General features: G+C 41.1%; 14 protein-coding genes. 8 read left to right on the forward strand and 6 right to left on the reverse strand.

The annotated features are described in order from the left end of the window. Nucleotides 1–491 precede the first annotated feature (491 nt). Entirely contained in the window at nt 492–1,172 is a 681-nt protein-coding gene (locus tag ACXIUD_RS09255) for a lysoplasmalogenase (protein ID WP_458052347.1), read from the reverse strand. Nucleotides 1,173–1,523: 351 nt separating this feature from the next. On the opposite strand from ACXIUD_RS09255, the gene ACXIUD_RS09260 reads away from it, so the two are divergent. The 6 genes from ACXIUD_RS09260 (at nt 1,524) to ACXIUD_RS09285 (ending at nt 13,135) form a co-directional block, all read left to right on the forward strand. Continuing rightward, on the forward strand, nt 1,524–4,820 hold the full coding sequence (locus ACXIUD_RS09260; RefSeq protein ID WP_458052348.1) for an outer membrane beta-barrel protein: 3,297 nt from the start codon (nt 1,524–1,526) through the stop codon (nt 4,818–4,820). Between the two features lie 207 nt (nt 4,821–5,027). Beyond that, on the forward strand, nt 5,028–6,104 hold the full coding sequence (locus tag ACXIUD_RS09265) for an aminotransferase class I/II-fold pyridoxal phosphate-dependent enzyme (RefSeq protein ID WP_458052349.1): 1,077 nt from the start codon (nt 5,028–5,030) through the stop codon (nt 6,102–6,104). Between the two features lie 4 nt (nt 6,105–6,108). Next, nucleotides 6,109–7,350, forward strand: coding sequence for a serine hydrolase (locus tag ACXIUD_RS09270; RefSeq protein ID WP_458052350.1), 1,242 nt, complete (start codon nt 6,109–6,111; stop codon nt 7,348–7,350). 67 nt (nt 7,351–7,417) lie between these two features. After that, nucleotides 7,418–8,551, forward strand: coding sequence for an efflux RND transporter periplasmic adaptor subunit (locus ACXIUD_RS09275; RefSeq protein ID WP_458052351.1), 1,134 nt, complete (start codon nt 7,418–7,420; stop codon nt 8,549–8,551). A gap of 5 nt (nt 8,552–8,556) precedes the next feature. Next, nucleotides 8,557–11,736, forward strand: a complete 3,180-nt coding sequence (locus ACXIUD_RS09280) for an efflux RND transporter permease subunit (protein ID WP_458052352.1) — start codon at nt 8,557–8,559, stop codon at nt 11,734–11,736. Beyond that, nucleotides 11,726–13,135, forward strand: a complete 1,410-nt coding sequence (locus tag ACXIUD_RS09285; protein ID WP_458052353.1) for an efflux transporter outer membrane subunit — start codon at nt 11,726–11,728, stop codon at nt 13,133–13,135. Before ACXIUD_RS09280 ends, ACXIUD_RS09285 begins: the two co-directional genes overlap by 11 nt. A 48-nt stretch (nt 13,136–13,183) precedes the next feature. Here the strand turns inward: ACXIUD_RS09285 and ACXIUD_RS09290 are convergent, their stop codons facing one another. From ACXIUD_RS09290 to ACXIUD_RS09300, 3 genes are all read right to left on the reverse strand, one after another. Next, nucleotides 13,184–13,924 (reverse strand): 1-(5-phosphoribosyl)-5-[(5-phosphoribosylamino)methylideneamino]imidazole-4-carboxamide isomerase, encoded by a 741-nt coding sequence (locus ACXIUD_RS09290; protein ID WP_458052354.1) that lies wholly within the window; start codon nt 13,922–13,924, stop codon nt 13,184–13,186. A gap of 173 nt (nt 13,925–14,097) precedes the next feature. Continuing rightward, a complete protein-coding gene (locus tag ACXIUD_RS09295; protein ID WP_458052355.1) occupies nt 14,098–15,132 on the reverse strand; it encodes a WD40/YVTN/BNR-like repeat-containing protein in 1,035 nt (344 codons plus the stop codon). 12 nt (nt 15,133–15,144) lie between these two features. Next, nucleotides 15,145–15,780 carry a Tll0287-like domain-containing protein gene (locus ACXIUD_RS09300; protein WP_458052356.1) on the reverse strand — a complete coding sequence of 212 codons (636 nt, stop codon included), beginning with the start codon at nt 15,778–15,780 and terminating at the stop codon, nt 15,145–15,147. Between the two features lie 185 nt (nt 15,781–15,965). Between ACXIUD_RS09300 and ACXIUD_RS09305 the strand changes: the two genes are divergently transcribed. Both ACXIUD_RS09305 and ACXIUD_RS09310 read left to right on the forward strand, forming a co-directional pair. Next, nucleotides 15,966–18,779, forward strand: coding sequence for a YCF48-related protein (locus ACXIUD_RS09305; RefSeq protein ID WP_458052357.1), 2,814 nt, complete (start codon nt 15,966–15,968; stop codon nt 18,777–18,779). A 330-nt stretch (nt 18,780–19,109) separates the two neighbouring features. Next, the gene (locus ACXIUD_RS09310; protein ID WP_458052358.1) at nt 19,110–20,360 is read left to right on the forward strand and encodes a cystathionine gamma-synthase family protein; all 1,251 of its coding nucleotides are present in this window, start codon (nt 19,110–19,112) and stop codon (nt 20,358–20,360) included. 56 nt (nt 20,361–20,416) lie between these two features. Here the strand turns inward: ACXIUD_RS09310 and ACXIUD_RS09315 are convergent, their stop codons facing one another. After that, complete coding sequence (locus tag ACXIUD_RS09315; RefSeq protein ID WP_458052359.1) at nt 20,417–20,956, reverse strand: GNAT family N-acetyltransferase; 540 nt, start codon at nt 20,954–20,956, stop codon at nt 20,417–20,419. Between the two features lie 97 nt (nt 20,957–21,053). Then, nucleotides 21,054–22,127 carry a peptide chain release factor 1 gene (prfA, locus tag ACXIUD_RS09320; RefSeq protein WP_458052360.1) on the reverse strand — a complete coding sequence of 358 codons (1,074 nt, stop codon included), beginning with the start codon at nt 22,125–22,127 and terminating at the stop codon, nt 21,054–21,056. Nucleotides 22,128–22,188 lie beyond the last annotated feature (61 nt).

Consider the following 22,188-nt stretch of genomic DNA (forward strand, 5'->3'; position numbering starts at 1 on the left):
GACTAGAAAACCAGTCTAATGTCTAATGTCTAACGTCTTATGTCTCAAACTGTCCACGAATGACACAAATTACACGAAGTAAGTATTAGCTTGATGGATCAGGCTTTTGATGTTTTCTTCTCTAGCCTCTCTCTACAATTTATTCGCAAAGCTCAGCGAATTTCACGAATGGGTTTCTCGCAGAAAGTGCAGAAAACGCGGAAAAAATTTTAAAACACAGATTTGAATATGGATTTCCGCAGATTTCCACAGTTTTTTCCTGCAGGAAATTGTATGTGCTCACCACAATCGAGTCTAATGTCTCATATCTAACGTCTTTTTCGAGCTCGGTTGAAATTAAAAAGTATTAGTGCAATTAGCGCAATTCGTGGTCCTTTTTATTTACGGAAATTGCAGGTCCTCACCACAACCCTGTCTTGATTCTTGGTTCTTGTATCTTGTCTCTAAACATCCTTCATCCTTCATCCCTCATCCTTCATCCTTCATTTCTCTCACTGATAATGCGCCTGTATCCCCCTAACAATTAGCAATTGTGCAAGCACATAGGTTCCCATGATAAGGACGGATGCTTCGGGGAAGGGTTTGAAAAACATGTTGATGGCGATCATGCTGTCGGAAATCATAAATAAAAATGCTCCAATGAATACCTGCCAAAAACTTTCTGGGGAGGTTTCTTTGAACCGTTCTCTTGCGGTAGTGGCCATCATGACAATGATGATAATGTAGACAACCACAGGGATTTTCATGCTACCTAATCCGGGGTTTACTAGGAAGTAAACAAATGCTGCTAGTAGATAGATTGGTAAGTTATAAAAAAATAGCTGGAGGAAATTTACCGTTCCCACGCGGAAAGGCTGACGTTGACTAATCTTAAAGGCTATGATGTAACAAATATGGGCCATCAAAAACGCTCCTAGTCCATAAAGGAAAAAAGGCTGCCATAATAAAAGAGTATCCCCAAGCCAAGAGAATATCAGGGCACCAATCATGGCCTTGCGAATATAAGTACCTTTCAATGCGATACTTACTTGCCAAAAATAAATGGCCAAAAATGGAATAATCAATGTTTTCGTGTACAATCTTTCTTCTTGTTGCCCATTGGCTGTCAGGAAGATATCTAGGATAGATATCAACAGAAACAAATAAAGCCAAAGTATATTTTTCTTTTTCATCGCTGGAAACTCGTTCGTCTTCAAATATAAGCAAACCTCTCACTTTTATTTGGTAAAAATAAGATTTTGCTGAAGTTAACATTTGGTTAAAGATTTCTTAACAACCCATGAGTGAAACGAAGGAAATTTGTTTTTTTAAGTTAATTTGAAATATCTCAACCGATTGAAATAGATTAATTCCAGCATTAGGAAATATCGTTCTTTTCCAATGTTAAGGAATTGTTAAGTTTGCATGTGAATAAATGTTAAAATTTAACAATTCGAAAAAAAATAACTTGGATATGAGGGCTACATTTGTAGCGGAAAAAAACTATTCCTAAACTAAATTTATTTCCACAAAAAACAAATATTATGAGGCAATCATTACTTAAGAGTCTTTTTGCGGCAGTAATGTTGATTTTCGTATCAACTTCTGCATTCTCGCAAGGGGTGACTACATCAAGTATGCAAGGTTTGGTGACAGACCGTTCTGGAGAGACGCTTCCAGGTGCTAACATTGTTGCGGTCCACATGCCATCCGGTACACGATATGGAGCGGTTTCCAATTTGGAAGGTCGTTTCATCATCCCTAACGTAAGGGTAGGTGGTCCTTACCAAGTAACCATCAGCTTCGTTGGTTTTGAAGATCAAGTGATTGAAGGTATTAATCTTGCGCTTGGTCAGAACTTCAACATCAATGCAGTCATGACAGATGGTGTTAACCTAGAAGTAGTTGAAGTTGTCGGCTCTAGAGGAGGTATCTTTGATGCGGATAGAACTGGTGCTGGCTTGAACGTGGGTGCAGACAAAGTAAATGCTTTACCTACTGTCAACAGAAGTGTGAATGACTTTACCCGTTTGACTCCTCAATCTAATGGTAACTCTTTTGCGGGAACAAGTTCTCGTTTCAACAACTTTACTTTGGATGGTAACATCTTGAACAACAACTTTGGTTTAGGTACTGCGCAGCTCGCTGGTGGAAACCCTATTTCCATCGATGCAATCGAAGAGATCCAAGTAAACTTGGCTCCTTATGATGTAAGACAAGGTGGATTTACCGGTGCCGGTGTGAATGCGGTTACAAGATCTGGTGACAATACCTTCAAGGGTTCTGCTTACTATTTTTTAAGAACAGACCAAATGAGAGCTACTAGAATTGTTGACAATTTTGTACCTCAGAATAATGCTAGAAATGAAATTATGGGTTTCCGTTTGGGAGGTCCAATCATTAAAAACAAATTATTCTTCTTTGTGAATTATGAAGAAGAGCAAGAAGATACACCTTCTATCTTGAGAAGAGCAAGAAGACCAGGAGAAACTCCTGATGGTCAGTTTATCTCTCGAGTATCTATTGAAGATGCAAACTTTGTTAGACAGAGCTTATTGGATATCTATGGTTATGATACCGGTGCTCCTGATTCTTATCCATTCGCGTCTGAGCAGACACGTTTAAATATCCGTTTGGATTACAACATCAATCAAAACAACAAATTGTTTGTTCGTTACAACAGATTCTCTTCTTTCTCTGATGTACCAACCAACGTTCGCTCTACAAGAAATATGTCAGTGTTTAATAACACTTCACGTATCGGACCTGAGGCTATAAACTTCAGAAATGCGAACTATACTAACGATCGTTTGGTAGAAACAATTGCCGCTGAATTGAATACCAGAATCGGTAACAACGCTTCCAATCAGTTGAATATTGGATATACTTCCATTGCTGACCCTAGAAGAGGTATTCCAGGTGGACAAGCGTTCCCATTCATCGAAGTGTTGGAGCCAAATCCTCAAGGTCAGTTGGAATATTTCATGTCTATGGGTAATGAATTGTTCTCTGTAGGTAACTTGTTGGAGAACAATATTTTCAACATCACGAACAACTTTACTTTATTTAAAGGAAAGAGTACTTGGACATTCGGTGGTAACTTTGAATTCTTTACGTTCGATAACGCTTTCAACCCAGTATTCAACGGTCACTACAGATTCTTGAGTTATGAGCGATTTGTTGATGCTGTGATCAACAGAAACCCAAATGTATTCCCGGATGCATTTGCAAAAAGCTTTGCTTTGGATGGCTCCAATACGCCTCCAACGGATAGAACAAGATTTGGACAGCTAGGTTTGTACTCTCAAAATGAGTATCAAGTAAACTCTCGTTTGAAAGTAACTGCAGGTTTGAGAATTGACCTTCCTTACTATCCTATCGAATTGCCTCAAAATCAATTGTTGGCTGAAAGAGGTACAACATTTACCTTACCAAATGGCCAAACAATTGTACCTGATGTATCTGTATTCCCTACTGTTAACCCATTGTGGTCACCAAGAGTTGGTTTCAACTATGATGTAAAAGGTGATAGATCATTTGTGTTGCGTGGTGGTACTGGTGTATTTTCCGGTCGTCTTCCATTCGTTTGGTTGTCTAACCAAGTAAATGGTTCTGGTGTGGTAAGAGGTATCTTCGGCTTTGAAGGTCAAGAAGTTGTCAATCAGGGAATTACTTTCAGTCCTGATGTGACTGCTTGGAACCCTTCAAATCCTAGCCAAACTCTAGGTACAGAATTAGCGTTGACTGATCCTAACTTTAAGTTGCCTCAGACTTGGAGAACCACTTTAGGTTCTGACTTCAGATTACCAGGTGGTATCATTGGTTCCTTTGACTTTATCTATTCAAGAGATCTTTCTGCCCCTTTAGCACAGAATATTGTTTTCAGACAGCCTGACACGAATTGGAATGGACCTGACCAACGTCCTATCTGGATTCCTCAAGATGGATTTTTTGGTCCTTCAAGTGATCCATTCTTTAGACAAGTATTCTGGTTGACGAATGCTGACCAAAACCCTGATTATGTTTCTGGTACGCTTACTTTGAACAGATCTTTCAATAACGGTTTGGACATCATGGCTGCTTACACCATTTCTAGAGCGAGAGATTTGGATGCTACAGGTGGTTCTCAGGCACAGTCATTGGTTCCTACTGTAGTTACTGAGCAAAGAAATAAGCCTGAGTTGAGCTTTGCTGGTTTTGATCAGCCTCACAGAATCATTTCCAATATTTCTTACACTACGGAAAATACAACCATCTCCTTATTCTATGAAGGTGGACCTAATGGAAGATTCAGCTACACAATGGCTAACGGTGGTGGTTTGAATACTTTGTTGAACGTAGGTGATGGACAAGCTCGTTTGATCTATGTTCCAAACAATGCGAATGAGTTAAACTGGCAGCCATTTACACTAGCTGGTAGAACTGTTACTGCTGCTGAACAAGCTGCTGCGTTCGATGCATTTATCGATCAAGATAGATTCTTGAGAAATGCTAGAGGTAGAGTATTTGGAAGAAATGAAGGTGTTCAGCCTTGGGTGCATACATTTGACTTGAGCTTTGCACAAAGAATCAATATCACGAATGATAAGAAAAACAAATTGGAAGCAAGATTTGACTTCATGAACTTTGGTAACTTGTTGAATCCTGAGTGGGGTGTTCCATTCTTCCCTTGGCAACAAAATATCTTGAGTTATAGAGGTACAAATGCTGCAGGTGAGCCAGTATTTAGACTTGCTACTAACCCAGGTACTTCTGATTTGGTTAACGAAACATTCAGGCCTACGAATGGTATTGGTAGCTTGTGGAGAATGCAAGTTGGTATCAGATATAGCTTTAACTAATCAATCTTAATATATCAAAAAAGCCTCCAGAAATGGGGGCTTTTTTTGTTAGAAACTATTGAACAATAACTTTTTCCACTTTATTAGAGTTAATCAAGCTATATGCTTTTAAAAATTACGTCTTCAATCCTTTGAAAAGTACTATTTAATAGCTTACTTTCCGATTAGCATTTGAAAAATTGTCACTCCACCCGATGCTATCCTAGTATGAGTTTATTTTATTTGAAAAGTAAATTAGGTCGTGTTATTACGCTTGATAACAAGGAATTTCTGTATTTCAGTGGTACAGATTACTTGGGGTTAAGTGCGCACCCGGACTTTCAAGCCTTGGTAGTGGAAGGGTTTTCCGAATTAGGAATGAATCACGGGCTTAGTAGGATCAATAATGTTCGAATGACCATTTTTGAAGAATTTGAAAATCAGTTTGCCTTAGGTGCCGGTGCTGAAAAAGCCTTGGTTTGGAGTAGTGGTTACTTGGCAGGACAGGCAACACTTTCTTATCTTCTGGAATCTACGGACTATATTTTTATTTCACCAGACACCCATCCCGCTATTCTTCCGGAGGAGTTGCATCCTAAACCCAAGCAGTCATTCGCTGAATGGCAACGAGAAGTGATTGAAACCTGTGAACAGCTGAAGCCTCAAAAAATCCTGATTTTATCAAATTCTGTTAATCCACTCAGGCCTGAAGTTTATGATTTCTCATGGGTCGGTCATTTGCCTAGAAAGCATGAATATAAGTTGCTGTTGGATGATAGTCATGCTTTCGGTGTGACGGGGTCTGGAATATATGGTAACTACTCCAAATGGAAATATTTGCCTGTTGAATTGTTCGTTACTGGTTCCCTAGCAAAAGGCTTAGGAATTCCAGGTGGTATTTCATTGGGCTTGACCTTTCCTATTATTGACATAGCCAATCAGCGCGTCTTTCGTGGGGCATCTCCCCCCCCTCCTGCTTTCCTTCAGGCTTTTGTCAAATCTCAATTATTATATGAAGTGCAGCGTAATAAATTATTGGAGAATATTCAATACTTCCAGTCCATTGCTGCCAATTTAGAAGTGCTTCAATACACCAATAATTTCCCAATTTTTGTATTTGAGGATAATAAATGGGTAAAAAAACTGGAAGATGCACGTATCATTGTCTCTTCTTTCCCTTATCCTTCTCCTACAGACCCGTGGATCAATAGAATTGTAATTGCTGCATATCATACTAAAGGCGATCTTAGTTTATTGGGTAAAGCCTTACTAAAAATCAAAAACTCCAATACCATTAAAATATAAAGTTATGAAAAGGCTATCACTACTTTTGTTGTTACCTATTTTTATCCAATGTAACAGTCCTCAAGTAATCGAGCCCTTTCAGGATATTCCTGATACTTATCCTACCCTTCAAAAAGTACTGGCTGAACCTGAAATTTATCAGGTCCAAATCCTTTTTTCTACCATTCATCGAGATGAGTCTGGAACTATCAATTTTGAGGATCATCCGTTTAATCTAGATGATGAACGCTATTTTTATCCTGCTTCTACCGTAAAATTACCAGTAGCTATTTTGGCTTTGGAATGGTTAGAGGCCCAGGGAATAGCAGGCTTATCAGCTGAAAGCATCATGCTCACTGACTCCATAAGACCTTCCCAGTTTCCTGCTTTAGTAGATAGTACGGCTGCCAGTTTGATGCCGAGCATAGCGCATTATGTAAAAAAAATTCTTTTGGTAAGTGATAATGATGCCTATAATAGACTCTATGAATTGCTAGGTCAAGAGTATATCAATGAGCAACTGCGGGCCAAAGGGCTTAGGCATACGGTTATCAATCACCGCTTAAGTCTGCCTATGTCAGAGGAGGAAAACAGGCATTTCAATCCTATTCGTTTCTATGCTGAAAGCGGTGAATTGCTTCATAGTTTACCTGCTCGCTATACAAATACGGTGTATGCAAATACGGGTAATCCAACTATTGGAAAAGCCTATTTCCAAAAAGGTAGCTTGGTGGAAGAACCTATGGACTTTACGTACAAGAACAAATTTGCTCTATCAGATCTACATGGTGTTGTGAAGCGAATAGTTTTCCCGGATGCTTTTTCAGAAAATCAACGTTTTCAATTAAGTGAAGAAGCAAGGCAATTTGTCCTTCAATATATGGGAATGCTTCCTGGAGAATCAACTTACCCTAGCTATGAGCTGCCCGATTATTACGACTCTTATTCCAAGTTTTTCAAGTTTGGTACCGATAAATCCCCTATGCCTAAACATATCCGAATCTTAAATAAAACTGGATGGGCTTATGGGCATTTGCTTGATGGTGCTTACTTCGTGGATTTTAAAGAGGGGGTGGAGTTTTTGGTTTCTGCTGTCATTTATGTCAATGAAAATGAAACCTTGAATGACGATACCTACCAATATGAAACTATTGGATTACCTTTCTTCGCTGAGCTAGGAGATTATTTGTATCAGCGCCAACTAAAGTTTCCCAAAACTGACAAAAGTCATCTGAATTCTATCAAAGGATTATTTTTTCTAGAATAATCATTTTCTAATCTTTTCTTTTACCAAAGATATTTTTATTTTGAGGCTTGTTAACAGCCTCAGTTTTATGAAGATCCGTAATATTAGGAATGCACTGATGATTTCCGTAAGCCTTTTTGCTTGCAAAAATGAAAATCAGCCAGTAACGGAAATCCAATCCTTTCAAGTAGTCGAAATTACTGCCCAAGAAGTTCCTCTTTCCAAGGAATTTGTGGGTCAGGTATATGGGAAAGCGGATATACCTATCCGGGCTAGGGTGGATGGTTTTATTGAAAAAATCCATTTTCAGGAAGGGTTAGAAGTCAAAAAGGGACAATTGCTCTATACGATCGATGATAATCCTTTTCGCTTAGATGTAGCCCGTGAGCAATCTAGGCTTTCAGAAGCACAGGTGAATTTGGTTAATTCCAGTAATGAAGTTGCCAGATTAGAACCTTTGGTCAGTATCAAGGCTATTAGCGAACGTGATTGGGATGCTGCAAATGCAAGAAAAAGTGCTGCTGAGGAGTCTGTAAAAGCAGCAAATGCCAATCTTGAATTGGCTAAGGTGAATTTGAGTTATACCAAAATTTTAGCTCCCTTGGATGGAGTAATCGGTAAAACCAAAGCTAAGCAGGGGGAATATGTAGGTAGGAGCCCTAATCCTGTTATTCTCAATACGGTTTCTCAAATCGATAGTGTTATCGTAGAGTTTTTTTTGAATGAAAAAGATTACTTGGCCTTTGCCAGACAGTTTATCGTCGATAATAAAAATCAATGGGATCTGAGGAGTAAATCTTTGGAGCTTTTTTTAGCAGATGGTGAGCGATTCCCGTACTTGGGCGAAATCACTTTTTTAGATCGAAATGTTGACCCTAGCACTGGCGCTATTTTGGTCCAAAGTAAGTTTCCAAATCCAGAACGATTGATCAGACCTGGACAATTTGCAAAAGTTAGAGGGGTAGTGGATATCTTGCCTGCTGCCTTGTTAGTACCTCAGCGTTGTGTATTTGAATTACAGGGATTTTTTAATGTAATGGTCGTCGATGCTAATGGATTGGTCAGTCAAAAACGGATTGAAATCTTAGAAACACATCAAGATTATTTCATTGTGCAATCTGGACTAAGTGCGGGTGAACGGGTCTTGCTGGAAGGATTGATGACGGTGAAGCCAGGTAATCAAATCGCTACCGAATTGGTGACTTTTAACTCCCAACGATAAGCGTCATGGATAGTCAACATCATTTCTTTGTCAGAAGACCGATTGTAGCAATCGTGATTGCGATCATCACTGTGACAGTAGGTTTAGTTTCTTTAGGTACATTACCGATTGAACAGTATCCAGATATCACGCCTCCTGTGGTTCGTGTGAGTGCCAAATACACAGGTGCCAATGCCATTTCCGTGGAGCAAGCAGTTGCCTCTTCATTGGAACAACAAATTAACGGTGTGGAAAACATGATTTACATGAAGTCCACCAATTCTAATGACGGAACAGTTAGTATTCAGGTAACTTTTGATATTGGGACAGACCCGGATATGAATACCGTATTTACCCAAAACAGGGTTTCCTCTGCCATGGCCAAATTACCTGAAGAGGTTACTCGAATGGGGGTGACTACTGAAAAATCCATGTCCAATACCCTCTTATTGATTTCATTGCTGTCACCCAATGGTCAATACGATCAGCAATTTTTGGGCAATTATGCCATGATCAATATTCGGGATCGCTTGGCACGGATTCCAGGGGTAGGACGGGTAAGTGTGATTGGTGCTTCGGATTATTCTATGCGTATCTGGGTGAAGCCTGATATGTTAGCAAAGATGGGCATCACTATCAATGAAATTAGTCAGGCCATCCGTTCCCAAAATGTAATTGTGCCAGGCGGTAAGCTAGGTGCTGAACCTGCACCTCCCGGTACAGAATTTACCTACGTCGTGAAGCTTCCGGAGCGCTTGCAAACGGAGGAAGAGTTTAGAGAAATAGTGGTTAGAACTCATGAAGATGGTTCCCAAGTGCGTATCAAAGATGTAGCACGGGTAGAACTGGGTACGGAGAGTTACAGTGCTTTTACCCGTACCAACGGTTTGGATGCTGCTTTGATATCGATCTATCAGTCCCCAGGTTCCAATGCCGTACAAGTGGCAGAGGATATTAAGAAGGAATTGGACCAAATGGCCATCAACTTTCCGGAAGGAGTAGCTCATGAAATCTCTTTGGATGCCACCAAGCCAATTACTGCGGGAATTGCTGAAATTGTTGAAACGCTAATTATTGCACTTCTATTGGTGATTGTGGTTGTATTTTTATTTATCCAAGATTGGAGAGCTACGCTTATCCCTACCTTAGCAATCCCAGTATCCCTGATAGGTGCCTTTATGTTATTTCCTCTCTTGGGATTCAGCATCAATGTGCTTTCCCTTCTGGGATTGGTGCTGGCCATCGGGATTGTGGTGGATGATGCCATTGTAGTGGTAGAAGCAGTTCAGGTAAAAATGGAAGAAGGCTTGGGTGTCAAAGAGGCTACCACTGCGGCCATGAAAGAAGTAACTGCACCGATTATAGCCACGAGTTTAGTCTTGGTAGCGGTATTTGTTCCGGTAGTGGGTATTCCAGGGATAACGGGTAAGCTCTATCAGCAATTTGCAATTACCATTGCGGTATCCGTCATTATTTCCAGTATCAATGCACTTTCACTTTCCCCGGCTTTATGTGCACTGATTTTGAAGCCCAAAAAGGAAGCAAGTGAGCGAACAGGCTTATTGGGAAGGTTTTTTAATGCCTTTGATCGGAAGTTTGATCGAGTGACCATGCGCTACAGCAGCTACACGGAAGTCGTTTCTGGGAAATTGAAGAGAGGTGTGGTATTTATCCTTTTGACAGTAGTTGCCAGTGCTTTTTTGGGTTCGAGGTTACCAGGAGGTTTTATTCCTGAGGAGGATCAAGGTTATGTGTTTTTGGCTGTTCAACTTCCTAGTGCGGCAAGTTTGCAGCGCTCGGATATGGTGGCTGCTCATGTAGAAACGCTCTTGAAAGAAATTCCTGAAATAGAAAGCGTTGCAACAGCAGTTGGCTACAATATGTTAGCAGACGCACTGAGTACTAATGCTGCGTTTTTGTTTATTTCGTTGGTAGATTGGGATGAGCGAAAAGGTATCACGGCTAAAGATGTAACCCAAAAAATCAATGCCATAGTATCCAGACAAATAAAGGATGGGATTGCTTTTGCCTTTGGTCCACCGGCCATTCCTGGGCTTGGTTCAGGGGCTGGATTCAGTATCATGATTCAGGATAAATTGGGGGAAGACCCGCTTTATTTGCAGCAAAAAACCATGGAGTTTATCCAAGCAGCCAATCAACGTCCGGAGATTGGTCGCGCTTCCACTCAATATCAGGCATCTGTTCCCCAGCGTTCGGTGGATTTGAATATCGATAAGATTTTGCAGACGGGGGTTCAGCTACCGGAGGTATATCAAACCTTTGGCGCCTTTCTCGGAGGGGCTTATGTAAACGATTTCACAAAATTTGGCCGAATTTATCGGGCCTACATCCAAGCAGAATCCGAGTTTAGGCAAAATACAGAAGGCTTAGAACTATTCCATGTCAAAAATAATCAGGGAAATATGGTTCCCATCAGTACCTTCATTGAGGTAAGGGAGTCCAGCGGTCCTGAATATACCAATCGCTTCAATTTATTCCGCTCAGCAGAAGTCACAGGAGTGCCGGCGATGGGCTACAGTTCTTTACAGGCTTTGGATGCTTTGGAAGAGGTTGCACAACAAATTTTGCCCGAAAATATGACTTACAGCTGGAATGGGATGAGTTTTCAAGAGAAAAAGTCTGCGGGCTCAGCGGCCATCATTTTCATCTTTTCCTTTTTCTTGGTCTTTCTGATTTTGGCTGCACAGTACGAAAGCTGGTCATTGCCTTTTAGTATTTTGTTGGGGACACCTTTTGCGATTTTTGGAGCTTTCCTATTTTTGGAAATAGCACGTATTTTTAGTCTATCCTTCGAAAACAACATCTTCGCTCAGATTTCACTTATCCTACTGATTGCCATGGCTGCCAAAAATGCCATTTTGATAGTAGAGTTTGCCAAGTTGAAATTTGATGAAGGTCTGAGTCTGGTCGATGCCGCTTTGGAAGCTGCCAAATTGCGTTTCCGACCCATATTGATGACGGTATTTTCTTTTATTCTGGGAATTCTTCCCTTGGTTTTGGCTTCTGGCTCGGGAGCAGAGGCTCGGAAAGTGATTGGAATGGCGCTTTTGGGAGGAATTGGAATGGCTACATTCCTTGGGTTGTTTTTGTATCCCTTGTTATTCATTTTGGTAGGGAAGGTTTTTAAGTATGAACAAAAGCGCGCAATTATTCAACCATTAAAATCGTCCGACCATGAAAGCTAAAATACTCCTCTTTCTCATTGTGGCTGTGTTGGCTGTTTCCTGTAAAGTGGGGAAGCCTTACCAAGGAGCTGAAATTTTGGTTCCGGATACGTTTAGGGTTGATGGCATCGAAGATGTAGATCCGGATGCTTCTTTGCTCAATACGGCAGACTTGGAAAAGTTGGGGTATCCTGATTTGGATTGGTGGAGGAAGTTTGAGGATCCAGTTTTAGACACGTTAATCTATCGAGCCCTTCGGTACAATAGGGATGCTATGATTGCAGCTGAGCGCATTTTGCAAAGTAGGTATGCCTTGCGTATTCAAAATGCGGAGTTACTTCCAAAACTAGGAGTACAGGCTTCCGCTGAAAGAGGTAATTTTCTTTTCAATCAAATAGGCCAAGTTAATGAACTGTTTATCGCAGGTTCGGGATTAAACTGGGAAATTGATTTTTGGGGAAGGCTTAGAAATTTGTCGGATGCTGCCCGATTTGAATTGCTGGCAAGTGAATTTGGGTTGCAGAGTGTGCAGTTATCCTTGGTCTCAGAGGTGTCTTCCACCTACTTTCAATACTTGCGTGCCAAAGATGAACTGGAAATTGCCCAGCGGAATTTTGCCTTGCGGGATAGTATGCATCAGATAATTGTTGCACGTTTTGATAGGGGAATTATCCAACAGACCGATGTAGATCAATCGCTTATCTTAAAGGCCATAGCTCAGGGAGCGATTCCAAAGTTTGAGCGAAAAACCAATCAATTGGAAAATCTACTCAGCTTTTTGATTGGAAGTAACCCAACATCGATCGGGGCGGGTAAAACCTTGCCTAGTTACCTAGTCGAATTGGATTTCACGCAAGTTAATCCTATGGACTTGCTTCGCTATCGTCCCGACGTACTGTCAGCAGAATATGAGTTGATGAAAAGTCAATCGCTCATAGGTGCTGCTAAAGCCCAACAATTGCCTACGATCAGTTTATTTGGTACTGGAGGTATCATCACCAATGATTTTACAGATTGGAGTTTGCGTAATCCTCTGTGGAATTTTGGGGGGCAAATTATCGGTCCTATTTTCTTTTGGGGTCAGTTGAGGAGGCAGGTAGATATTGCTAGTAGTCGAAATAATCAAGCCTTTTATGCTTATGAGAATGCCATATTAAACGCTTTTCGAGAGGTAGAGGATGCTAAAATTGAGATCCGTACATTACTTCAAGAAATTGAAATCATGCGTATTCGAAAAGAAGCAGCACTCCATGCACAATATTTAAGCGGAGCTCGCTATACCCAAGGCGTTACGAGTTATTTGGAGTTTTTGGAATCCCAGCGCCAGGCCTTTGACGCAGAGTTGGAGTTGGTAGCCTTAAAGCAGTCATTGATGAGTGCTTATGCAAAGTTGTATAAGGCAACTGGAGGTAAGTTATAAAAAAAGGCTTTTCCGATTTGGAAAAGCCTTTTTTGAGCAAAAACTGATTTATTGCCCGTACTCTGCCATAAATTTATCCAAGTCTTGCAGAGTGATGATATTTTCGTAGAAGGCTCTACCAAATACTACAGCTGTCACTCCAATATCCACTAATTTTTTGAAGTCATCAATATTTCTTACGCCCCCATTTGCTGCTAACCGGATGTTTGGGAATCTTCTAATAATCTCTTTGTACATGTCAAAGTTAGGTCCTTCCATCACACCATCTCTGGTAATATCTGAGCATTTGAGGTATTTCAAGCCACGCTCATAGAAGTACTCAATATGATCAAATAAATCAATTTCGGTTTTTTTAGTCCAACCTTTTACTTTGATTTTATTATGCTGAGGGTCAGTATCGGCTGCAAGATTGATTTTTTCTCGGCCATAAGAAAGAATCCACTGGGCAAATCTATCCGGATGCAAAGCTGCTACGGTAGCCGCTGTAATTCCAGCCGCACCAAATTCAAAGGTTTTCAGCACATCCCCATCCGTAGAAACCCCACCTGTGAAGTCTACTTTTAGATTAGTATAGCCTGTAATAGCTTCCAAAATGTGGTAATTTTTTGGTTCTCCTCTTCGTGCACCGTCCAAATCCACCAAATGCAGCCATCGGATGCCATGATCCTCAAAGGCTTGCGCAATTTCAAGAGGGTTGTTGGAAATCACCTTTTCGGTGGCAAAATCACCCCTTTTTAGACGGACACACTTTCCGTTGATAAGGTATATGGATGGAATTAAGTCAAACATATTCTTTTTGTGCTAGTTAGAGAGTTTTACGCTTCCTTGAGACCCTTGGTTATCAAAAATTCATCTCTCGGAATCTTAAATATACTACAAGACGGATATTTTTAGCAATCATCTACAAAAATCTTTGATTTTTTGTAAATCATTCATCCTGAATAGGACACTTTTGCAGATACTCAATAGTCTAGTCGTGCTATTTTTCCACCGGAACCCGAAGCCCATACATTTTTGTATGATCGACATAATTTTACGGCATGAAACCCTTCATCAGATAAGCGCTCCCAGTTTTTGCCTACATCTCTCGAAAAATCGGTTCCATTGGGTCCGACAGCAATCAACCAATGTTGGAATGGATAGTAGACCACTCCAGAACGGTATCCCGTAGGGGCATTTTCAGTGGCAAATGACCAATCCTTCCCCCCATTATCTGAAGTAAGAAAGGTAAACCTTCGGTCATTCGCCGATAAAAAATCACCACCCACGCCTACAAGCGTTTGGTCGCTTACCTTAAATAATGAAAATACTCCCGAAGATTCCTTCAAGCTGTCCAATGGTAAGCTTTGCTTTGTCCATCGCGTGCCCCTATCGGCAGAATGATAGATTGCTGAATGTGTTCCGGCTGCCACAAACCAAACATTTTCTTGGTCGGCTACAATAGAGCTTCCACTCGCAGCAAAGGAACCAGCTCCCGCGGGTGCTGCTGGACTTGTTTCTATCCAGCTCCAGGTTTCTCCCTGATCTTTGGTCAATAAGACCATCCACTTGCCATCTACTTCATCCCCTATAGTATACCCACGATCTCCGACAAAGGCCATCCCGTCTAAAAAGGCATTAGATGGCCCTTGGTATTTCAAATCCCAGGTTTGTCCACCATCGATTGTTTTGTAAATAACAGCTGGCTGACCCGAAGACATCGCAAGGGCTGTACTGGCATCGAAAGCGACGATGTCTCTAAAGTCTACCGAGTCCATTCCTGCTATAGTCCCCGTATCCCAGGTTTCTCCACCGTCTAACGAACGAAGCCAAGTGCCTTTCGATCCACTTGCCCAGATAATATTATTAGTCAAGACGGATAACCCTCTCAAAGAGGCGTCTGTAGGGTTTTCTTTAATTTGCCAACCAAAAGGCCGTTCGATTACTTTATGCTTACGGTTTTCATCGCAGGCCATCATTAGTGGAAGTAAAAAAAGGAGGGATAAAAGCTTTTTCATGAGCGTGCTGGATTACATGCGGTTGACTACAGCTCTTTTGGGAATACGGATACTCCACATGCCTCTTAAATCCCCTATTTTATGGTTAATGGCTTGATCAGTTGGATACTTTTCTTCCAAGACTTTCCAGGTATCTGGAGCGATATCACTGTCTTTAGAACCATGGCAGTTCAAACACAAAGCGTTGGGAATCATGATAGCTTTGGTATACAAATACACTTCTCCACCTTCTATTTTTTGAATGTTCGGATCAGCAGGGATACCTTCTTCTACATTGTATTGATAAGCATCCAAAATCACTTCTTCTGTATCGGTTGGTTTATCTAAAGGATTCCTGTAGTTGAGAGAGGCTCTTTTGATCTGCACTCCATGCTTTTCATCTACCTCTTTCAGGATAGGCAAGGCATTGACATGACAAAAGTCCACTGCTCCTGCAAATCCTTTTTCTCCGATGGCAGCTTGCAATGCGCTGATCAGTTGTTGTTGGGCTTCGGTACTGATTTCTTCACCCCATTCCATAGCAGCTTGTAAGATTTGAGCTTCACTGAGCTTTTTGGCTTCCATGCTGCGGTTCACTTCATCAAAAACTTCTCTACTTACCCGCTCATTGCCTCCACAAGCACTGAAAATGAGCAGGTAAAGGATCATTATACCAAATTTTTTCATTTCTTTTTTTCTTAAAAATAGCTGACAAAAACCATTTAGAAAAATCAAAAAAGTATTTTATACTAAAAATAGCCCCAGGTAGATCTTCATAATTTTGCTTTCCTGCCAAATAATGTTTTTTATATGGCAAGAAGTGATAAATTTGTAAGGCTAGCTCAGCTATTTGGATGAAACGTAAGCTTATAATCGCTTGTGCGATATTATTAATTTCCTTTTCCATTTCTTATGGACAGCAATCTTGGAAGCGCCTAGGAGGTTGGGGTAATTCCTTTACCGGGATTTCATGGGTCACAGATGAAGTTGGTTTTATTGCAGGACCGCAAATTATCCTTAAAACTATTGATGGAGGCCTAAGCTGGGTGGAACAACTGCCACCTACCAAAACCCAAATGAATGGGATTGATTTTTTTGATGAAAACCTAGGCTTGATCGTCGGTGAAAATGGAGAGATTTACAGAACTACCAATGGTGGTGATCAATGGAACTTGATTCAAATAGCTTCCAATGCTCGCTTGAAAAGCGTGGCATTCCTCAATCAAAACCGGGTATATGCAGTAGGAGAAAATGGAGATGTTTACCGTTCCACTAATGGGGGGCTTTCTTGGGTGCGTCAAAACATCGGAATTAATTCGAATCTTAATAATCTATTTTTTCACAGTCAAGATACAGGATACATTGCGGCTTCCAATGGGCAGGTAGCCCGAACGTTCAATGGGGGTAATAACTGGACCTTATTATCTACTGCCCAAACAGACGCCATTAATGATATACACTTTATCAGCGGTACAGTAGGCTATGCGGTCGGTAACCGTGGGGTGGTTTTGAAGACCGAAAATGCAGGTCAACAGTGGACACGCTTGAACTCAGGAACTGAGCGGGATTTGCTATCTGTCAGCTTTTCCCGTCTAAACCCTAATCAAGGAGTAATTACAGGTAGGAATGCAACCATCATTCGAACGATAAATGGGGGGTTGACACTTGATGGGATCAATGTCAATAATTCAGAGAATTATGTTGACGTGAAGTTTAGAGGTAATACGAGTGTGGTTTTCGCCGTCGGGACCAATGGTTTTGTGATTTCTTCTATCAATGCTGGAAATAGTTGGACCTTGCGGTTATCCGGTCGGGATGTGGATTACACAGGCGTAAAGTTCCGAACGGATAATCTTGGATATATCATCGGTACCAATGGACGATTTTTTGTTACTTCCAATGGAGGGAATACGCTAGTGGACCGGTCCAGACCACTTTCAATAACCTTCAAAGACATTGATTTCCCTAGCAACAATTTCGGATATATTTCCGGGGATGCCGGTACCGTATTGCGTACCTCCAATTCAGGGGCCAATTGGAGTTCTCTCAATTTGGATAATAGCAGAGGTATCAATGGTCTCTTTTTCTATGCCAATACCATTGGTTATGCTGTAGGAGATCGTGGATATATTGTCCGTACAGTGGATAGTGGACTTACTTGGCAGAAGCTTTCTGAGTCTAATACAACGGTGGACTTAGTAGATTATGGAGGTTTTGGATTCTTAGTAGGGGTTGTTATAGGAAAAGGAGGCTTTATTGGTCGTTCTTTTGAATTAAGTGATTGGGAGCAAATTCCTTCGTCTACGACAGAGGATTTGAATGCAATCAAAGTAATGGATAATACCACAGGTATTGTGGTCGGAAATCGTGGAACTATCCTCAAAACCATCGATGAAGGGAAAACCTGGAGAAAAATAGATGTTCCATTTACCCAAAACCTAACAGGAGTAGACTTCCTGGATGAGCAGGTAGGTTTTATTTCTGGCGAGCGTGGATTGATCTTACGTACGCGTGACTCTGGGGAAACTTGGGAACAAATGCAGACAGGTACTTTCCAAAATTTCACAGGAATCAGCTTTGGTAACTTGAGCAAAGGCTATGCCGTGGGTGAAAAAGGTACTTTCTTTGACTATGATTGTCAAGTGCCTGCGACACCAACATTGATTTTTGGCGAAGATAGAATCTGTTTGAGTCAGCAGGTATATACCATTCAAGAAACAGCAGGTATTGATGAAGAATTTGAGTGGAGGATTGATGGGGGTACGATTATGGAAGGGCAAGGGACTAATAGAATTGTTGTTCGTTGGGATGCTCCTGGAAGAAATGCTGTTTTGGTACGGGCAAAAAATGAGTGTGGTAATGGCGCTACTCGCGGACTAGAGGTAATTGTCTCCACAACGCCTCAAACTATTCCTGATATTGCGGGCGAAGGTGTAGTCTGTCTCAATACTATGGGTACCTATGAACTCGACAATATTCCAGGCAGTACCTACATTTGGACAGTTACTGGTGGCTTGATTATGCAAGGTCAAGGAACCAATCAAGTGGTGATACAGTGGACAAGCATGAATCAGCAGACCTTAACGGTTACTCCTGAAAACCCCTGTGGTAGAGGTCAGACCTTCTCAAAGACTATCCGTGTATTGCAGCCACCTGCTCAAACATCGGTTATTACAGGGCCAGATATAGTCGCTTTTACGGAAGAAATTTATGAGGTTCAAGCTGTACCCAATATCAATTATCAATGGAGAGTAACTTCTAACGGAGGCAGGGTAGTCGCCGGTCAAGGCACCAACCGTGCCACGGTTCGTTGGGAGCGTGAGGGAAATTTTGAAGTGATCGTTGCAGCTATGAATGAGTGTGAGATGGGCCCAGAAAGAAGTTTCCCTGTCTTAGTGAATCTCATTACCAGTATTGGTAGAGAGTCTGTTGGAGAGGGGATTAAGGTGTATCCAAATCCATCTCCAGGACAGGTAAATATTGATTTGACAGGTGTGTCGGATGTGCGAAAAATCACCTTTGTGAATGCATTGGGTCAAATTAGCAGAGAAATATCACCTGCTGCTGAAACTAACCTCGTGCGAGTTGAAGAGCTTTCCCGAGGGCTGTATACGATTCTCATCCACACGCGGGAACAAACTTTCAGCAGGAAGTTAATTGTCAATTGATAGTGGCATTTTTGAAGTTGTTTAAAGTTTATTAAAATGCATCAAAAGGCTGCTTTGATTTTTCAGTAAATCAAAGCAGCGTGATTTTGATTGATTTTTAACAAGCGGCCATATTTTTCAAGGATTATCTCTCAAAACTTTCAGGAATCGGAGTGTGATTTCCGAAGGTGTCGAAACAATAATTGACTGGAAATTCAATTTTTTCAAAATATTATTTTTCTAATACAAAAGATATGCCCGCTATAATGGCTATTTGCAAAATATTATTTCATTTCTCTGCTTGTTTTATTTCAGGCTTTTGATGTCTTTTGCACAATAAACCCAAATATAATGGACGATAGAAGATTTCATCCCGAGAGTTTGATGATGTCGTATGGCTACAAGCCAGAATTATCCGAAGGTGCTGTAAAGTGCCCGATATTCCAGACATCTACGTTTGTTTTCAAATCTGCCGAAGAAGGAAAAGCCTTCTTTCAGGTAGCGTATGGACAACGTGAGAAAAGACCGAATGAGGAGCTTGGTTTGATTTATAGTAGATTGAATAATCCGGATCTACAAATTTTAGAAGAACGTCTCTGTCTATGGGATGAAGCGGATGAATGTGCCGTCTTTGAAAGTGGTATGTCTGCGATTTCGACGGTGATGTTGGAATTTTTGAGACCGGGAGATGTGCTTTTGTACAGCAAGCCTGTTTATGGAGGTACAGATCACTTTATCAATAAAGTGTTGCCGGAATACGGTATAGTAGGACTTGGTTTTACCGCAGATCAGGAAGCTAAGGAGATTTTGGCCATGGTGGATACCTTTAATCTTCGTGAAAAAGTGAAAATGGTATATGTAGAAACCCCTGCTAATCCAACCAATGCGCTCTTTGATTTAGAAGCTTGTAAATTCGTAGCAGACACACTGACTACCGCTGAGAAAGATGTGGTAGTGGTAGTAGACAATACGTATATGGGGCCTTTATGGCAACATCCGTTGAAGCATGGAGCGGATTTGGTGGTGTATTCTGCGACCAAGTATATCGGGGGTCACTCTGATTTGATTGCTGGTGCTGTGCTAGGAGGTTCCAAATACATGAAGCGTGTGCGAACCCTTCGGACCTTTTTAGGCAATATGGCAGGACCTTGGACAGGTTGGTTGTTGATGCGAAGCTTAGAGACTTTGAAAGTTCGCATGAATAAGCAGGCTGAGAATGCTGTAAAAGTTGCCAATTATTTGCAGAGTCATCCAAAGGTAGAAAAGGTGTATTACTTGGGTTTTATTCCTGAGGGAACTCGGCAGTATGAAATTTATCAAAAGCAGCTTTCTTGTGCCGGAGCCATGCTTTCATTTGATATTGTGGGCGGAGAAGCAGAAGCATTTAAGTTTTTGAACGGCTTGAAGTTGATGAAGCTGGCCGTTTCCTTGGGTAGTACAGAATCCTTGGCAGAGCATCCTGCTACCATGACCCATAGCGATGTCTCTCCAAAAGACCGGGAGGAGATTCATATCTCTGAAAAATTGGTGCGTTTATCGATTGGTGTCGAGCATTTTGATGATATTATTTGGGATATCAGTCAAGCCTTGGATCAGGTATAAGAAATAAAGGGCTCTTGCATAGTGCAGGAAGCCCTTTTTATTTTTTTGAGAATTTATCAATCAAACTTTTCTACTTCTTCCCGGATGATGACGAATTGAAAAAGGTCACCCACCACTCCATTCTTAATGTATGCGTGTCTCAGGATAGCTTCAGCTTCAAAGCCGGAGTTTTCCAGTACTTTCATGGCAGGAATATTGAAATCAAATACCTGTGCATAAAAGCGCTTGATGGTAGGAAAATTTTCCAATAAATACTCGGTGAATAATTGTAAAGCTTCTTGAGCTATGCCTTTTCCCCAAAAAGGTTCTGCCACCCAAAAGCCAATCTCCATATTGGTTCTCAACTCGTTTTTACCGATTTCACTACCAATAGAACCCACTAATTGTCCATCATATTCGATAGCGAAATTTTGTGGAGGCGTAAACTTGATGTTATGCTCAATCCAATGTCGGGCATCGTGAATAGTATAAGGAGAAGGGAAGATGTCTTTGAGATTGGCAGCAATTTTTGGGTTATTGGCTATGGGATAAAGTGCGTGGAAATGCCCATCATTCCATCGCACCAAACTGACCTTTCCTTTTCCTTGGATTTTCATGAATACTATGGGATTTAACTGTTATAACGGCCCTAGCAAACGATTATTCTTTTTTGGCTCGTTAAGTTTAAAGATAAGTTTATTTTTCAAAAAAAACTTACTCCAAACCAGTTTCATTCATTTTGTCTAGATTTTCGGCTAATCGAAGGGCTTGAATGAAATCTTCAATGTCACCATCCATGACATCTGGCAAATTGTAGACGGTCTTATTGATCCTATGGTCTGTTACCCGGCTTTGTGGATAGTTATATGTTCTGATCTTATCCGATCGATCGCCACTTCCTACCATGGATCTTCGCTGCGCACCCACTGCCTCATTGTGTTTGGCAAGTTCAATTTCATATAAGCGGGAACGCAATACCTTTAATGCTTTTTCAAAGTTCTTGATTTGGGATTTTTCATCCTGACAGGTTACTACTAAGCCAGTTGGATTATGGGTTAATCGCACAGCAGAATAGGTAGTATTTACAGACTGTCCACCAGGACCGGAGGAGCAGAAGGTATCTTTACGGATATCATTCATGTTGATATCTACTTCTACTTCGTCCATTTCGGGAAGTACAGCTACAGTAGCAGCAGAAGTATGCACCCTTCCTTGGGTTTCGGTGGCAGGTACGCGCTGTACTCTATGTACGCCTGATTCATATTTCATCATCCCATATACATCCGCTCCAGTAATGGTACTGATGATTTCTTTGTATCCTCCAGAAGAGCCAAATGTTAAATCAAGTACAGTCAATTTCCACTGTTGCTTTTCACAAAATCGCTGATACATGCGGAATAGGTCACCGGCAAAAATAGCTGCTTCATCCCCTCCAGTACCTGCACGGACTTCCAAGATACAATCTTTGGAGTCATTTGGGTCTTTAGGTATCAGTTGCTGTTTGATGGATGCTTCAAGCTCTTCTTCTTTTCCGCGAAGCTCATCTAACTCTATTTTCGCCATTTCCCGGAACTCGGGATCTTTTTCCTTTTCTAAGATTTCTTTGGTGCTCGTGATGTTGTCTAGGACCAATTTGTATTCGTCATACAAAGCAACAATTTTTTCGAGATCCTTATATTCTTTGGTTAGTTTGGTATATTTACTCATATCGGACATAGACTCAGGCTGAACGATGAGTTGTCCGACTTCTATAAATCTGTCCTTGAGCGCTTGTAGCTTATCAAGCATAATGTTTGTTGATTTTTTGGAGGCGTAAAATTAGTAAAACCTAGGGAGTAAAAAATGTATT

It is taken from the genome of Mongoliitalea sp., from assembly GCF_054166905.1.

Excerpts from the sequence above, each read along its gene's own strand:
- ACXIUD_RS09280 (WP_458052352.1), top strand. The coding sequence starts at position 8,557 with ATGGATAGTCAACATCATTTCTTTGTCAGAAGACCGATTGTAGCAATC.
- ACXIUD_RS09315 (WP_458052359.1), bottom strand. The coding sequence starts at position 20,956 with ATGAAAATCCAAGGAAAAGGAAAGGTCAGTTTGGTGCGATGGAATGAT.
- ACXIUD_RS09290 (WP_458052354.1), bottom strand. The coding sequence starts at position 13,924 with ATGTTTGACTTAATTCCATCCATATACCTTATCAACGGAAAGTGTGTC.
- ACXIUD_RS09285 (WP_458052353.1), top strand. The coding sequence starts at position 11,726 with ATGAAAGCTAAAATACTCCTCTTTCTCATTGTGGCTGTGTTGGCTGTT.
- ACXIUD_RS09260 (WP_458052348.1), top strand. The coding sequence starts at position 1,524 with ATGAGGCAATCATTACTTAAGAGTCTTTTTGCGGCAGTAATGTTGATT.
- ACXIUD_RS09310 (WP_458052358.1), top strand. The coding sequence starts at position 19,110 with ATGGACGATAGAAGATTTCATCCCGAGAGTTTGATGATGTCGTATGGC.
- ACXIUD_RS09295 (WP_458052355.1), bottom strand. The coding sequence starts at position 15,132 with ATGAAAAAGCTTTTATCCCTCCTTTTTTTACTTCCACTAATGATGGCC.
- ACXIUD_RS09265 (WP_458052349.1), top strand. The coding sequence starts at position 5,028 with ATGAGTTTATTTTATTTGAAAAGTAAATTAGGTCGTGTTATTACGCTT.
- ACXIUD_RS09300 (WP_458052356.1), bottom strand. The coding sequence starts at position 15,780 with ATGATCCTTTACCTGCTCATTTTCAGTGCTTGTGGAGGCAATGAGCGG.
- ACXIUD_RS09305 (WP_458052357.1), top strand. The coding sequence starts at position 15,966 with ATGAAACGTAAGCTTATAATCGCTTGTGCGATATTATTAATTTCCTTT.
- ACXIUD_RS09275 (WP_458052351.1), top strand. The coding sequence starts at position 7,418 with ATGAAGATCCGTAATATTAGGAATGCACTGATGATTTCCGTAAGCCTT.
- prfA (WP_458052360.1), bottom strand. The coding sequence starts at position 22,127 with ATGCTTGATAAGCTACAAGCGCTCAAGGACAGATTTATAGAAGTCGGA.
- ACXIUD_RS09270 (WP_458052350.1), top strand. The coding sequence starts at position 6,109 with ATGAAAAGGCTATCACTACTTTTGTTGTTACCTATTTTTATCCAATGT.
- ACXIUD_RS09255 (WP_458052347.1), bottom strand. The coding sequence starts at position 1,172 with ATGAAAAAGAAAAATATACTTTGGCTTTATTTGTTTCTGTTGATATCT.